The sequence below is a fragment of the Kitasatospora cineracea genome (assembly GCF_003751605.1).
GTDB lineage: Bacteria > Actinomycetota > Actinomycetes > Streptomycetales > Streptomycetaceae > Kitasatospora > Kitasatospora cineracea.
This window is the reverse complement of the sequence record NZ_RJVJ01000001.1, coordinates 5333875-5348288: the sequence shown is the minus strand read 5'-3', so window position 1 is coordinate 5348288 and position 14414 is coordinate 5333875. Positions and strand designations below refer to the sequence as shown.

Below are 14414 nucleotides of genomic sequence, written 5' to 3'. Positions count from 1 at the left end.
TGGGGAAGCCCATCGCCTGGTACGTGACGGCTTCTCTCTTCCAGCAGCACGCCACGCGTCTCCTGCGTCAAGCAGCTGGCAGGTTTTCGGGTTCGGGAAAGTTGGGGATGAGCGGGTCCGCGGCGCCGGCGTGGACGTCATGGGGTCGGTTCCGGACGAGGTCGAGGGCGTCGGGGATCTCCTCGAGGAACAGCTTCTCGTACGTGAGCGAGCCGAAGCCGTGTTCACGTGAACCGTTCTGCCCGGGCGTGCGGACCCGGGTGCGGACGTGCCGCAGTTCGGGGCGGGTGGCGATGAACGCCTCGAACCGGAACGAGCGGAACGGTCCGCCGTTGTCGGTGACGACCAGCGGTTGAACGGTCCCGTCCGCGTCGCGCGGGGCGAGCTCGGCCAGTGGCTTTCCGGCCGCAACTCCGCTTCCTTGACGGCGAGTTCGATCGCGGCGATGGCGTCGTACCGGTTCGCGGTGGGCGACACGTGCCGGCCCAGCTCGTACGTCGACCAGTAGCCCCGGCAGCCCGCGAGCCGCCAGATGCCGCCGCCGGGCGTCTCGAACTCGGAGAAGTCCAGCTGCCGGACCTGGTTCGGGCCGGTCGGCCCGGTCGCGAAGGCGGCCTTACGGCGGGCGGCGAGCCGGCGCCGTTCCCGCTGGTAGCCGGCCTCCAGCAGCAGGCCCTCGTCGCGCAGCAGCCGCAACGCGGTCGCCTGGGACACGCGGTGACCGTCCCAACGGCACATCGCTCAGACCTTGCGGTGGCCCCGGGCCGAGTGGGCCGGTGCGTGCCGACGGGCGCTCTCCCGGACGCCCTCGCAAGCCGGGCGCGGGCACAGGCCTGGTGACGGCGCCAGGCCCGCTCGGGCACGCCGATGAGTCGGCAGAACCGCGCGGTCGGCATGCCCGCCCCGGTGCGGATCACCGCGAGGCCCTCGAAGGGCCCAGCCGACCCTCCGCGGACTTCTCCGGCCGCGGCCTCACCCAGCGCCTGGGTCAAGTCGGCGGTCTGGGCTTCGAGTTGCTGTTCCCGGGCGCTGGGACCGAACGTGCCCGCGAGGCCGGCCCGGCCGGACTCCGGGAACCGGCGTTTCCAGGTGCCGGTCGACTGCTCGGACACCTTCGCCTGCCGCGCGCCTCGGCGACGGTCATCTGACTGGCCAGGATCGGCAGCACGATCCGGGCCTTCTCCTCCGACGGAGGCGTCGGAGGCCTCACCATGATCGATCAGGCCCCTTCAAGCGGCAGGACCCGTGAGAAACGAGCCCTGCCACAAAGTCCGACGCCCGGCAGTCCAGCTCACCCTGGACCTGCTGCTCGCCTGGATTCCCATGCTCGCCCTGACCAGCGAAACCCGTAGGCGGGAACCAAAACGCCTACGGCTGCGCCTGTTCTCGGCCGCCGCCCATCTCGTTACGACGGGCCGCCGACCCTGGCTCCGGCTCTGCCGACACTGGTCCTGGATCCCGATCATCACCAGCGCGTACGACCGCCTCCGAGCACTGCTGAACCCCGGATGACCAGCAACGACGTCCCCTCTCCCCACACCCGAAGCGGCGGAAGCCGGCACCCACCCGACGCGGCAGCCGGGCTACAGGGATGCCCGCCATCAGCCCTAACAGCCGAAACGGCCCGCCGGACAAACCGACGGGCCGTCACGAAGCATCGAGGCTAGGGCGGGAAAGGTCAGATGCCCGGCGCCGATCCCACCCTGGTGATGATGTCCAGGAAGTCGCCGTACCCGGCGACGAGCACGGGCGACTCCCATGTCTTCTGCGCCATGACACGCAGGCGCGGGAAGATTGATACCGCCGCCTCGTCCTCGGTCCAACTGCCACCGCTGTTCCAAAGGTTGACGGCTGAACCGAGGTTGCCCGGAGCAGCCGGGCTCACAGTGGAAAACCCACTGGTGGGGTAGTCGCCGCTGTACGCAAATCCATGGAAGGTGTCGACACCCCAGTTCTCGTAGGTCCACGGCATCGACGGCTGCGCCGGCGGCCCCTGCGGGAAGTCGTACGTGGGGAAGAAACCACGGTTGTTGACGCGGTATCCGGCGTCGATCAGGGTCTGCGGCGAGTCGGGGTTGACCGGCTGGAACGGGTAGTAGAGGTCCGACCACCAGTCGACGACGAGGTCCTGGTCGAGCTTGACCACACCCTCGTGGCTGAACAGGTCGTTCCAGACCCGCATGGTGCGGCCCTGATCGCGCACGAAGTCGTGCATCTCGTTGACCAGACCGCGGACGCCGTCCTTGCCGATCGCGTTCGGCCCGAACTGCTGCTGGGCGTAGGCGACCAACTGCGGATAGGCGGCGTAGGCGGACGAGACGATGTACTCGTCCGCGCCCATGTGCCAGTACGGGCCGGGGAACAGGTCCAGGTACTCGGCGACCACCTGGCGCAGCAGGCGCCGGGCACCGGGGATGGAGTAGTCGATCTTTCCGGGCGCTACGACCCCCGAGGAGTCCCGCAGTTGGTACTGCGGGTAGTGGGCCAAAAGGGCCCCGGTGTGCGCGGGCATGTCGATCTCGGGGACCACCGTGACGTGGTACTGCGCGGCCAGCGCCAACAGGTTGCGGACCTGCTGCTTGGTCAGACAGGGATCGGATTGCACCCCGAGCCGGCTTTCGATGCGCCAGCCCTCGTCGTCCGTGAAGTGAAGGTGGAGCATGTTGAGCTTGAGGTAGGCCATATCCCGAATGCGGTCGGCCAGCCACTCGTATGAGAAGTTCATGCGAGCGGTATCCACCATGAGGCCGCGCTCGGTGTAGCGGGGCCAGTCCTTGGCGACACCGGCGGGGACGGTCGGCCCCTGCCGGAACAGCTGCAGGAGGGTTCGGGTGCCGTAGAACGCCCCCTTCACGGTGCGGGCGGTCACGGTGATGCGATCGCCGACCTCCAGCAGGTAGCCCTCGGCGCCGAGATCCGGGTCGACGGCGCCGAGCCGCAGGACGATGTCCCCTCGGGCCGCGGGGACGTCCCCGACGGCGATGCTCGCAGCGCTCTTGGCGTCGGCACGCAGATCGGCGGCGAAGGTCTCCGCCACTCCTCGGAGCTGTCCGCTTCCCCATCCGCACACGACGATGCGGCAGGAGGCTCCAAGGTGGTAGGCGCCGCTTCGCCCGGACCACTCACGCAGTGCGGGAATGGTCTGGGGACGGTCCGTACCGGCCGTCGCCGGGTCGGCAGCGTGCGCCGACCCGGCCGCGAACGGCACTGCCGCCATGCCGCCCAGCAGGGCGGCGGAGCCGACGAACGAGCGGCGGGTGATAGATGGTCTTGTCTTGTCTCGCATGGCCATTCACCTTCTTGGGTGTCGGCGGTGCACGGAAACTTCGGATTGCCGGCGCGGCGCTGTTTCGACTTCGCGCCGCTGTACTCACCCCTTGACGCCACCGGTAGCGAGACCGGACTGCCAGTACCGCTGCAGGAAGAGGAAAGCGATCATCAGGGGAATGATGGAGACGAACGCTCCGGTGATCACGGTGGAGAAGAGCACCTGGGCTCCTCCGCCGGCCGCAGCTGCGCCCTGCCACTGCGCCAGCCCGACGGTGACCGGGAACAGCTTGGGAGAGTTGAGCATGATCAGTGGCAGGAAGTAGTTGTTCCAGGTGGCCACCAACTGGAACAGCAGGACGGTGACGATGCCGGGCGTAAGCAGTTTGAGCGAGATGGTGCGGAATACCCGGAATTCACTGGCCCCGTCGATGCGGGCTGCTTCCAGAATGCTGTCGTCGACGGCGTCGGCCGCGTAGACGCGCATCAGGTAGACCCCGAAGGGGCTCACCAACGACGGCAGGATGACCGCCCAGGGGGTGTCGGTCAGGTGGGCGGCGGCGAAGAGCAGGTAGGTCGGAAGGGCGAGGGCGGTCAACGGGACCATGATGGAGCCGAGGACGATGTTGAACACCGCCCGCGAGCCCGGGAAGCGGTACTTGGCCAAGGCGTAGCCGGCCATGGTGGATAGCACGGCAGCCCCGACCGAGCCGACGACGGCGTACAGGACGGTGTTGATCAGCCACCGGCTGTAGATCCCGTCCTGAAAGGTGAACAGGGATCCGAGGTTCTTGAAGAGCTGGAAGGAGTGGCCGAGCTTGAGGCCGAAGGTGGTGAAGAGGTCGGCGTTGTCCTTCGTGCTGGAGATGACGAGCCACAGCAACGGGACGATGAAGTAGAGCACCGTGAGCCAGATGATGACGGTCAGCACGCTGCTCCGCTGCTTGCCGCGCTCCGCCTTGCGCCGCCGACGACCGACCACGGGTGCGGATTTCACCGCGGCATGCTCCGCCTCGGTGCTCATTGCAGGGGCGGTCATGCCTGACGCTCCTTCCGGTTGGTGACGCCCTGGACGACGAAGGCGACAATCATGACCACGAAGCCGAGCAGGAAGGCGATCGCAGCTGCGTAGTTGTTGTCCTGGCCGCGGAAGGCCAGATTGTATGCGTACAGGTTGGGGGTGAAGTCGCTGCCGATCGCGTTGGGGGCGATGTTGAACAGCAGATTGGGCTCGTTGAACAGCTGGAACGAGCCGATGATCGAGAAGATGAGCGTCAGCAGCAGCGCGGGCCGCAGTGCCGGCAGTTTGATGCTCCAGGCGATTCGCCACTGCCCGGCGCCGTCGATTTCGGCAGCCTCGTAGAGGTCGTTCGGCACCGAGCGGAGGGCCGCGTAGAGAACGATCATGTTGTAGCCGACGAACTCCCAGCACACGATGTTCATCGTCGACCCGAGAATGCTCCCCGGGGACAGCAGGTCGGGGGCGTGCAGGCCCACGGCGTCGAACATCTGGGTGATCAGCCCGTAGTCCTTGCCGTAGAGGTACCCCCACATCAGGGTGGCGACCACGCTGGGGACGGCGTAGGGCACGAAGACGAGCAGGCGCACGAACTTGCCGCCGCGAACGCGCTGGCTGTCCAGCGCGAGAGCGATGAACGTCGAGGCAGCCAGCATGATCGGCATCTGGACGCACAGGAAGAACGCCACCCGGCGCAGACCTTCCCAGAAGTGCGGGTCGTGCAGCGCCCTGCTGTAGTTGTCCAATCCGCTGAACACCTCGCCGCCCACCAGTTTCGAGGTGAAGAGGCTGAGGTACGCCGAGTAGCCGAGCGGGACGGTGAAGAACGCGGCGAAGACCAGCAGGAAGGGGAGGATCAGGAGCCACGCCGTCCTCGTCTGGCCGGCGTGGATGCCCCGGCTTCGGCGGGCGGCCGGTGCGGAGAGCGCCATGCGGCGCGGTGTTTCGGCGGTCATGACTGCCTTCTGGTGAAGTGGCCGGGCCCCCGCCCGGCCGGCGCTTACTTGACGCTGAAACCCTGCTGCTTGGCGTAGGTGACCAGCTGCTGCTGCCAGGCGCTCAGCGCGGCCTTCAGGTCACCGTGATCGGCGATCGCCTTGCCCAAGGTGTCGTTGTACGAGGAGTTCACGTAGTCCTCGAACGGCACGTACTTCTGGTTCTGCGGGACGGTGCTGGAGACGTCGGCGAAGAACTTGTTGACCTGCTGGCCGCCGTAGAAGTCGGACTTCGCGTCCGTGAACGCGGGGCTGGACAGCGTGCTGATCGTCGTGGGGTAGAGCGACTGCTTGTTGGCGAGCTCGATCGTGGACGACGGGTCGTTGTTGATGAACTTCGCCAGCTCGTAGGCCGGGATCGGGTTCTTGGTGGCGGCCATCACCGCGTCCGACGATCCGCCCCAGTTGCCCGAGACGTTCTGCCCTGCGCTCCACTGCGGCAGCGTTGCGGCACGCCAGGCGCCGCTCGTGTTCTTGGCGCTGCCGGCCAGGAAGGTGGGACCCCACGCCGCCGTCAGCCAGGTCGCGTACTTGCCGCGGGAGAGGCCCTGGTACCAGGCGTCGGTGAAGTCCGGGTCGGTGGACACCAGGTCCTTCTGGATCAGGTCCTGCCAGTAGGCGACCACCTTCTGGGTGACGTCGTTGTCGACGTTGATGCCGACCGTCGTCTTCCCGTCGTAGGTGAACAGACTGGCACCGGCCTGGGAGAAGAACCCGAGCGTCTGCGGCATGTCGTTGCCGGGGAGGTTGGTGATGTACGCACCGGTCTTGGACTTGACCTCCTGTGCAGCGGTGGCGAAGTCGGCCCACGTGGCGGGGGCGTCGACGCCGGCCTTGGAGAGGATGTCGGTGCGGTACAGGGTGCCCATGGGGCCGGAGTCCTGCGGGACGGCGTAGATGCCGCCGTTCTGCACGACCTGGCTCCAGACGCCGGGAACGAAGTCGGAGGCGATCTTGTCCGCCCCGTACGGGGTCAGTTCCAGCAGGCTCTTGGTCTGCGTGAAGGAGGGCAGGTAGTCGTAGCCGACCTGCGCGACGTCGGGGACCCCCTGGCCGGCCTTGACGGCGGCGCGAAGCTTCACGTACTGGGCACTGGCGTCGCCCTGGTTGACCAGGACCACCTTGATCTTGGGGTACTTCTTCTCGAACAGGTCGATCTGGTCCTGGATGTTGGGGAGCCACGACCAGAAGGTGATGGTCGTCGGCGTGTCCATCGCCTTGTCGATCTCCGACTGCGTCAGCGCCTTGGCCGGAGCCTTCGTACCGTTCCCGTCGCCGGAGGAGCTGCAGCCGGTGAGTGCCAGGACGAGCGAGGTGGCGCCGGCGGCGCCGGCCATCGTGGTTCTGCGGAGATTTCTCATGAGTGCTGCCTTCGATCGTGGGGGGAAGGGGGCGTCCGAGCGGGCGACCTGGAACCGGACGCACATGCGGGCCAGGCCACAGCCGGGCCGGTCTTGACACCGGGAGGTTGCGGAAGTTGGCGCCGGCCAGATCGGACCTCACGATCCGTGACGAGTCGATGTCGTCCCGTTCTGATGGCTGGCCCCGACCGTGTCGATCCGTCCGGTCACAGCAGTCCAAGCCCGGTTTCGGTACTCGCCTGCGAACCGCCCGGACTTTGACTGCGCAGTCAAGCGGTAGCGGTACCGTAAGTTTTCGGACGTGTGGCGTCAAGGGAGTCGACGCATTGGAATCGAACTTCCCAAGTCAGATGCCCTCTTGAGGAAGAGGTGGTGAACGGAAGGTCTTCCCAAGCGTTCATTGACTACGTAGTCTGAGGCCGCGCTGCAGCCGACACTGGGTCGCATCTGCTGAAGCACTGCGCGAAAGGATCGGACGAGCAGTGGCAACTACCAATGGGGACAAGGCGGTTCCGCGGCCTGCGAGCACCGACGTGGCGCGTTTGGCCGGCGTGTCACAGAAGACCGTGTCGCGCGTGATGCGGGGCGAGCCGCACGTCCGCCCGGAAGTGCGGGAGAAAGTGCTCCGGGCGGCCCAGCAACTGCGCTACCGGCCCAATGCGGCCGCCCGGAGCCTGACTTCGGGGCGGACCGGCCGGATCGGTGTCGTCGCGCTCGGAGCCAAGCTCTACGGACCGACGACACTCCTCGTCGCGGCGGAAGCCGCGGCCAGGAGCCTGGGTTACGCGGCCATCGTCGCGCACACGGACGAGGAGGCGGGCCATGCCCTCGCCGGGCCACTGGAGCGGCTGCTGGAACAGGGTGTCGACGGCATCATCCTGCCGGACGACATCGATGACGGAGAGCCCATCGCCGTGGACGTCGACGTACCGGTGCTGACCATGGGCCGCTTCCACCGGATCGCGTCACCTCGCCGGGTGGAGTCCGCCGAACGCGCTGACCGCAGCGGCTATGTGGCAACCCGCCACCTCATCGAACTCGGCCACACCGAGATCCGCCACGTCAGCGGCCCCGACCGGTGGTGGGCCGCCCGCGACCGGGCCGACGGCTGGCGCTCCGCGCTGGTGGACGCGGACCTGCCGCTGTCCGAACCCGTCGGCGGCAGCTGGTCCTGCGAGGGCGGCTACGAGGCGGGGCTCCGCCTCGCCGAGGACGCGGCAATGACCGCCGTCTTCGTCGCCAACGACGAGATGGCGATCGGCGTGATCCGGGCGCTGCACGACCGCGGCCGGCGCGTGCCCGACGACGTCAGCGTGGTGGGCATGGACGACATCCCCGCAGCGCGCTTCCTGAACCCCGCACTCACCACCATCGTCCAGGACCTGGACGCCATGGCGGCCGAAGGCGTCGCCCTGCTGGTCGAGGAGATCGTCTCCCCCACGCCCACCGGCCGCCGCATGCATCTTCGAGAACCAATCCTCGCGGTCCGAGAGTCGACCGCGCCGCCACGTCGAGTGGCTGCACACAGCTAGGAGTCTTCGTGACGAGTACGTCGCGCCTACCCCGACGGACCCTCTTCGGAGCGGCCTACTACGCCGAGTACCACCGCGGTCCCCGCGTCGCGGAGGACTTCGACCGGATGGTCGCGGCCGGGTTCAATGTCATCCGCGTCGGCGAGTCCGTCTGGTCGACCTGGGAACCCGAGGACGGCCGTTTCGAACTGGACTGGCTGCAGCCGGTCCTCGACCACGCGCACGAACGCGGCATCCAGGTCATCCTCGGCACCCCCACCTACGCCGTGCCACCGTGGCTCGCTCGCCGCTACCCCGAGATCAACGGCGAGACATCCACCGGCAGCCGCGTCGGCTGGGGGGCCCGCCAGGAGGTCGATTTCACCCACGCCGCCTTCCGCTTCCACGCCGAACGCGTCATCCGGGCCATCATGGAGCGCCACCTCGGACACCCCGCGGTCATCGGCGTGCAACTGGACAACGAGCCGGGCTACCACCTGCTGCACAACCACGGCGTCTTCCAGCGCTTCGTCGAGCACCTCCGCCACCGCTACCGGGACGTCGAGACCCTCAACCGCGAGTGGGGGCTGGTCTACTGGTCGCACCGTCTGTCCGACTGGTCGGACCTGTGGCGACCCGACGGCAACGCCCAGCCGCAGTACGACCTGGCCTGGCGCCGGTTCCAGGCCGAGCAGACGGCCGAGTTCATCCGCTGGCAGGCCGACATCGTGCGCGGCTACAGCGCCCCCGACCAGTTCGTCACCACCTGCATCGCCTACGAGCTCCCGGCCATGCACGACGAACGGGTCTCCCGCGAGCTGGACATCACTTCCGGCAACGCCTACTACGGCATGCAGGACGCATTGCTCCTCCCGCACTCCCCGCCAGCAACGCGGCAGTGGTTCACCTCGGGCGTGCACTCGCTCCACCTCACGGCCGACCGGATGTACGCCTCCCGGCAGGCCCCGTTCCTGGTGACCGAGACGACCGCGCTCACGGTGAACGACCCGGGCCACATGAAGCCCGCGTACGACGGGCAGTGGCGTCAAGCCGCCTGGACGCTGGTGGCCCGCGGTGCCCGCATGATCGGGTACTGGCACTGGCACACCCTGCACTTCGGCACCGAGACCTACTGGAGCGGAGTCCTTCCGCACAGCGGGGTCCCCGGTCGTGCGTACGGTGAGATAGCAAGGCTGGGGGCCGAATTCGCCGCAGCCGGCGACAAGGTCGCCGATCTGACGCCGCACAGCGACGTGACCTTCCTGTACTCCACGGCCAGCAAGTGGCTCATGCAGAAGCAGCCGCCACTGGGCGATGCGCAAGGCCAACCCGACAACAGGGCCTACCGCGAGGTGTTCGACGCCTTCTACCGGGGCGCCTTCGACGCCCGGCTGCAGGCAGGGCTCATACACGACGAGCAGATACTTGACGGCACACCGGGCGAGGACGGCCCGGATCCGGTCAGGTTCGCCCAGGAGCACCCGCTGCTCGTCGCCGTCGGCGCGCAGGTCGCCGAACGGCGACTGCTCGACTGGCTGACGGCCTACGCCGCCGCCGGCGGGCACCTGCTACTGGGACCGCGCACCGGCTACACCGACGAGGAGGGCCGCGCTCGCGACGAGGTGGCCCCTCCGGTCCTGTCCGGGCCTGCCGGCACCTCTTACAGCGAGTCCAGCAACCTCGACGCGGAGATCCCGTTGACCGCGGGCCCGGACGACGGCCTGCACCTGCCGACGGACGCCGCGGCCACGCGGTGGGTCGACGGCCTGGTCGCCGGCGACGCCCAGATCCTCGCCGGCTACCGGCACCCGCACCACCGGAAGTTCGCAGCAGTGACGACCCGGCAACACGGCGACGGTCGCATCACCTGCGTGGGCTCCGTACCCAACCCCTCCTTTGCCAAGGCCCTGTTCACGTGGGCGCGCCCCGCACCGATGCTCTGGGACGGCCTTCCGGAGAGCGTGACGGTCAACAGCGCCACGAACCCCCAGGGCCGGCGTGTGCACGTGCTCCACAACTGGTCCTGGGAGCCGCGGACCGTCACGACGCCGATCGATCTCGACGACGTGCTCTCCGACCGCAAGTTCCCTGCCGGGAACGTCATCCCGCTCGGCCCGTGGGACGTCGTCGTCACCACCGAGCTGTGACCCGGTCGAATCCCGGACTGCACACCGCACCGCACACGCGCCGACACCTTTTCCCGATTCCCGAGGACGCCACCACATGAACGATCGAGCCCTCGTCGGCAGCCGTATCAGGCGCGCAAGCACGGCGGTCGCCAAGTGACGCACCGGCCCAACCCCCTGCTTCCCGGTTTCCACCCCGACCCGAGCGTGGTACGCGTCGACGGTGTCTACTACCTCGTCACCTCGACGTTCGAGTACCTACCGGGCATGCCGGTGTACCGCAGCGCCGATCTCGCGGAGTGGGAGCACATCGGGAACGTCGCCGAGCGCCCGGAACAGGTGGCGGTGGGAAAGGCAGCCACCGGTGGCGGCGTTTTCGCCCCCACGATCAGGTACCACGACGGCCTGTTCCACGTCATCGTCACCGTGGTCGGCAGCGGCCGCGGCTGCGTGGTGTTCACCGCCGAGGACCCCGCCGGACCCTGGAGCGACGGCCGGACGATCGACGGTGTCGACGGCATCGACCCGGACCTCGTGTGGGACGAGGACGGCACCGCCTACGTCACGTACTCCGGGCTCCGGCTGTCCGGTGAGGAAGCCGGGAAGCACTACGGCATCGAGCAGGTACGGGTGGACCTCGCCGCCGGCCGAGCCCTGGAGCCTCCGCGGTCCTTGTGGTCCGGTACCGGACTGCGATATCCCGAGGCCCCTCACCTGTATCAGCACGGCGACTACTGGTACCTGGTGATCGCCGAGGGCGGGACGGAGCGCGGCCATGCGGTGAGCATCGCCCGCGGCGCCTCCCCGGCCGGACCGTTCACCGGCCACCCGGCCAATCCGCTGCTTCGGGCGAGCGGTTCCGCCCAACCGGTCCAGAACACCGGCCACGCGGACCTGGTGGAAACCCCCGAGGGCGGCTGGGCACTGGTACTTCTCGGGGTGCGCCCGCTCGGTGAGGCGCAGGCGTTCTCACCGCTGGGCAGGGAGACGTTCATCACCGACGTCACCTGGTCCGAGGACGGCTGGCCGGTCCTCTCCCCCGTCCGACTCGCCCCGCGTACCACCACCGAGACCGCTGTCTTCACGTTCGACGACGAAGCCGCCCTGGACGATCCCGGCTGGCTCGCCGTCCGTACGACGCCGCGGTCCCACTGCCGGATGGCTGACGGCCATCTGGTGCTGCTCGGCGGCCACGCCCAACTCGACGACCTGCAGCCGGTCTTCGTCGGCCGACGTCAACGCCACCTGAACGCAACGGTGGCCACCACGGTGGCCCTGTCTGCCGGAACGGGCGGCCTGGCCGCGAGGTACGACGAGCACCACCACTTCGGCCTGGCGGTATCGACAGCAGCCGGGACCACGCTCGTGACTGCGTGGGGCGCCGTCGCCGGCTTGCGGCAGGAGTGGTGCCAGACGTACTCCGCAGGTCCGGTGGAGCTGGTCATCGAGATCCGGACCCCCACCGGACCGGCCGCGGTTTCGGACCGGATCCGGCTGCTGGCCAACGGCACGCTGCTCGCCGAGCTCGACGGACGCCACTGGACGGCCGAGGCCTGCGCCTCCTTCACCAGCCGCATCATCGGACTCCACGCCAGCGAGGGCGCGGTGCGCTTCACCGACCTCCGCTACACGGGGTGGGAGACGCCGTCCGGCACGGCCTGAGCGCGACTCCAGCCCGTTCCAGGGCATACCGACGATCCATCTCCACCACCGACGGGAGCATTCCGTTGAAGGACCATCTGATCGACCGGACCACGGGCCAACTGCTCGTGAACGGCGAGCCGTACCTCATCCGAGGCGTCGAGCTTCACAACTCGACTTCCTCCGACGCCACCTACCTGCAGCCGTTGTGGGAACGCTGCCGTCTCGCCGGTGCGAACACCGTGCTCGCACCGGTGTCGTGGGAACTCCTCGAACCGAGCGAAGGAGAGTTCGACTTCGACCTGGTGAACGCGATGCTGGCCGGGGCCCGCAGCCAGGGGCTCAAGCTGGTGCTCCTCTGGTTCGGTAGCTGGAAGAACGGGTCCTCCAGCTACGCGCCCGCCTGGGTCAAGCTGGACCCGTCCCGGTTTCCGCTGCAGACCGACGAGACGGGTCAGGCGCTGAACAACCTCAGCCCGTTCTCCGCCGCCAACCGGGACGCCGACGCCACCGCGTTCGCCGCTCTCATGGCACACCTCGCCCGTGTTGACGGCTCCACCAGGACCGTGATCATGGTGCAGGTGGAGAACGAGGCCGGGCTGCTCGGTGCGGCGCGCTCCCACGCCGCAGACGCGGAATCCGCCTGGCAGTCCCCGGTACCGGACGCCCTGTTGGAGGCCCTGCGCGCCGGTGCCTCTCCGCACGTCGACGCCCCGGCCACCGCGGACGCGCCCACCTGGGACGGCCTGGTCGGCAATGCGGGCCGGAAGGCCGAGCTGTTCATGGCCTGGCACTACGCGGCCTACGTCGAGCACGTCGCGGCCGCAGGCCGGGAGCGCTACGACATACCCCTTTTCGTCAACGCGTGGTTGGAAGCACCCGCGCCCGAGGAGACCTCTCCCGAGGGCAGCGTCTTCGCCGGCGGCGACGAGCCCGGGACGTTCCCCAGCGGAGGTCCGCTCCCCCAGGTGAGCGCCGCCTGGAAGCTGGCGGCCCCGTCGATCGACCTCCTCGCGCCGGACGTCTACTTCGGCGACTTCGAACTCCCCTTCAAAGCCTACGCCGAGACCAATCCGGCCCTCTTCGTGCCCGAGATCCGGGCCGACAGCCACGGTGTCTCGTACAGCTTCCTGGCCATCGGCGCGTACGGTGCCATCGGTGTCGCACCGTTCGGATTCGAGTCGCTCGGCGAGGAGGAGACGCGCGACCTGCGACGCACCTACGGCCAGCTCGCCCTGCTGGAGCAGGAGGTCCTCACCGCGCAGGCACAGGACACCGTACGCGGCTTCCGGGTGGCGGCCGACGACGAGGAGGTGGTCGGGCTCGGCCCGTACGAGTTCCTGGTCAGGGCCCATGCACCCGGCGGCGGCGGCGAACCCCTCGGCTACGGTCTGCTGCTCCAGCACGACGAGCACACGTTCACCGCTGTCGGCCACGGGTTCACGGCGCTCCCGCGCCTGCGGAACGGACGGCCGGCCGCTGTTCTGCAGGCGGACGAGCTCGTGCCGGTGGACGGCCAGCTCGTACCGCAGCGACGGCTCAACGGCGACGAGACCGGTTCCGGAACCCTGATCAGGATTTCGGACACGGCTCCCGTGCACGCCTTCATGCCGATCTCGCGAGCCGTGTCAGGCATCGTACGTTTCTCGGTCTACTCCTTGCCGACGCATCACGATCGATCCCAAGACTGAGCAGCGCCATGCAGCGCGGGCGAGGCGCCGGTGGCCCGCGAGCCGGCCAAAGGTGCGTTCGACGGTCAACCAACGCGGGCGGAAGGCGCACATCCTGGCCGTGGGATCACGGCGAACGCTGTGCAGGTCGATTCCGAAGGAGCGACGTGTTCGACGGGTGTCGGCGGTAACCACCGTCGACCCAGGTCATGCGGGTAAGGGGGTGTTCGGAGGCGCCCTTCTGGATCAGGGTCCGGCCGACAGCCGAGTCGTACACGCTCGCAGCGGTGGCCGGGGGACCGACCGGGCAGGAGCCCGACGGTGCCGGTGCTGCGTTTGCGGCCGACGATCTCCTTGCCCTCGTCGAGGCCCTGCTCGCTGGCGGCGGCCTTGGCGGAGGTGTTGGCGCTCCGGGAGTCGACGACACAGGCGCTCGGCTCACCCTGCCCGCCCTCCTCTTTGCGGACTCGACACCGCAGCGGGTTGTCGAGCGGCTCGAAACCGCCTTTTTCCTGCCCGCCAACGAAGTAGGCGCAGACGGTGTTCCAGTGCGGGAGGCCGTGCCGTTCGCCCGAACCGCCGCGGCAACGACGTGGCGGTTCGGGCGAACGGAAGCCTGCGAGCTGGCAGGACGGAGTTCGGACGGCGGCAGGCTCGTCCGGATCTCGGAAGACCAGGTCTGCCTGCGCTTGCATCCGTCGGACAGGCCGTCTCGTGGCCCCGTGCCGAGGGGTACCCGTCCGCGAATCGCCCCGGATGGGTAGTGAGATGCGGCCGAACTCTACTGCCCGAGCCGACACCCGAGTTGAAGCCCGAGGCGGCTTG

General features: G+C 68.6%; 8 protein-coding genes and 1 pseudogene. 5 read left to right on the top strand and 4 right to left on the bottom strand.

Translation table 11 applies throughout. The features are described 5' to 3' along the window. Window positions 1-1218 precede the first annotated feature (1218 nt). Window positions 1219-1512, top strand: a pseudogene (locus EDD39_RS24045) (transposase); the annotation flags it as partial. A 166-nt stretch (window positions 1513-1678) separates the two neighbouring features. On the opposite strand, the gene EDD39_RS24040 reads toward EDD39_RS24045, so the two are convergent. The 4 genes from EDD39_RS24040 to EDD39_RS24025 all read right to left on the bottom strand — a co-directional run bounded on the left by EDD39_RS24040 (window position 1679) and on the right by EDD39_RS24025 (window position 6641). Continuing rightward, a complete protein-coding gene (locus tag EDD39_RS24040; protein WP_162870112.1) occupies window positions 1679-3286 on the bottom strand; it encodes a beta-N-acetylhexosaminidase in 1608 nt (535 codons plus the stop codon). An 84-nt stretch (window positions 3287-3370) separates the two neighbouring features. Further along, window positions 3371-4306, bottom strand: a complete 936-nt coding sequence (locus tag EDD39_RS24035) for a carbohydrate ABC transporter permease (RefSeq protein WP_123559225.1) — start codon at window positions 4304-4306, stop codon at window positions 3371-3373. Continuing rightward, the gene (locus EDD39_RS24030; RefSeq protein WP_123559223.1) at window positions 4303-5241 is read right to left on the bottom strand and encodes a carbohydrate ABC transporter permease; all 939 of its coding nucleotides are present in this window, start codon (window positions 5239-5241) and stop codon (window positions 4303-4305) included. The genes EDD39_RS24035 and EDD39_RS24030 overlap by 4 nt, the downstream gene beginning before the upstream one ends. Before the next feature lie 44 nt (window positions 5242-5285). Beyond that, the gene (locus EDD39_RS24025) at window positions 5286-6641 is read right to left on the bottom strand and encodes an ABC transporter substrate-binding protein (protein ID WP_208765569.1); all 1356 of its coding nucleotides are present in this window, start codon (window positions 6639-6641) and stop codon (window positions 5286-5288) included. Window positions 6642-7123: 482 nt separating this feature from the next. On the opposite strand from EDD39_RS24025, the gene EDD39_RS24020 reads away from it, so the two are divergent. The 4 genes from EDD39_RS24020 to EDD39_RS24005 all read left to right on the top strand — a co-directional run bounded on the left by EDD39_RS24020 (window position 7124) and on the right by EDD39_RS24005 (window position 13610). Beyond that, the gene (locus EDD39_RS24020; RefSeq protein ID WP_244256978.1) at window positions 7124-8173 is read left to right on the top strand and encodes a LacI family DNA-binding transcriptional regulator; all 1050 of its coding nucleotides are present in this window, start codon (window positions 7124-7126) and stop codon (window positions 8171-8173) included. A gap of 8 nt (window positions 8174-8181) precedes the next feature. Then, window positions 8182-10299 carry a beta-galactosidase gene (locus tag EDD39_RS24015; RefSeq protein ID WP_244256977.1) on the top strand — a complete coding sequence of 706 codons (2118 nt, stop codon included), beginning with the start codon at window positions 8182-8184 and terminating at the stop codon, window positions 10297-10299. Between the two features lie 135 nt (window positions 10300-10434). Beyond that, window positions 10435-11940, top strand: a complete 1506-nt coding sequence (locus EDD39_RS24010) for a glycoside hydrolase family 43 protein (protein ID WP_123559219.1) — start codon at window positions 10435-10437, stop codon at window positions 11938-11940. 65 nt (window positions 11941-12005) lie between these two features. Next, a complete protein-coding gene (locus EDD39_RS24005) occupies window positions 12006-13610 on the top strand; it encodes a GH35 family beta-galactosidase (RefSeq protein ID WP_123559217.1) in 1605 nt (534 codons plus the stop codon). Window positions 13611-14414: the final 804 nt, after the last annotated feature.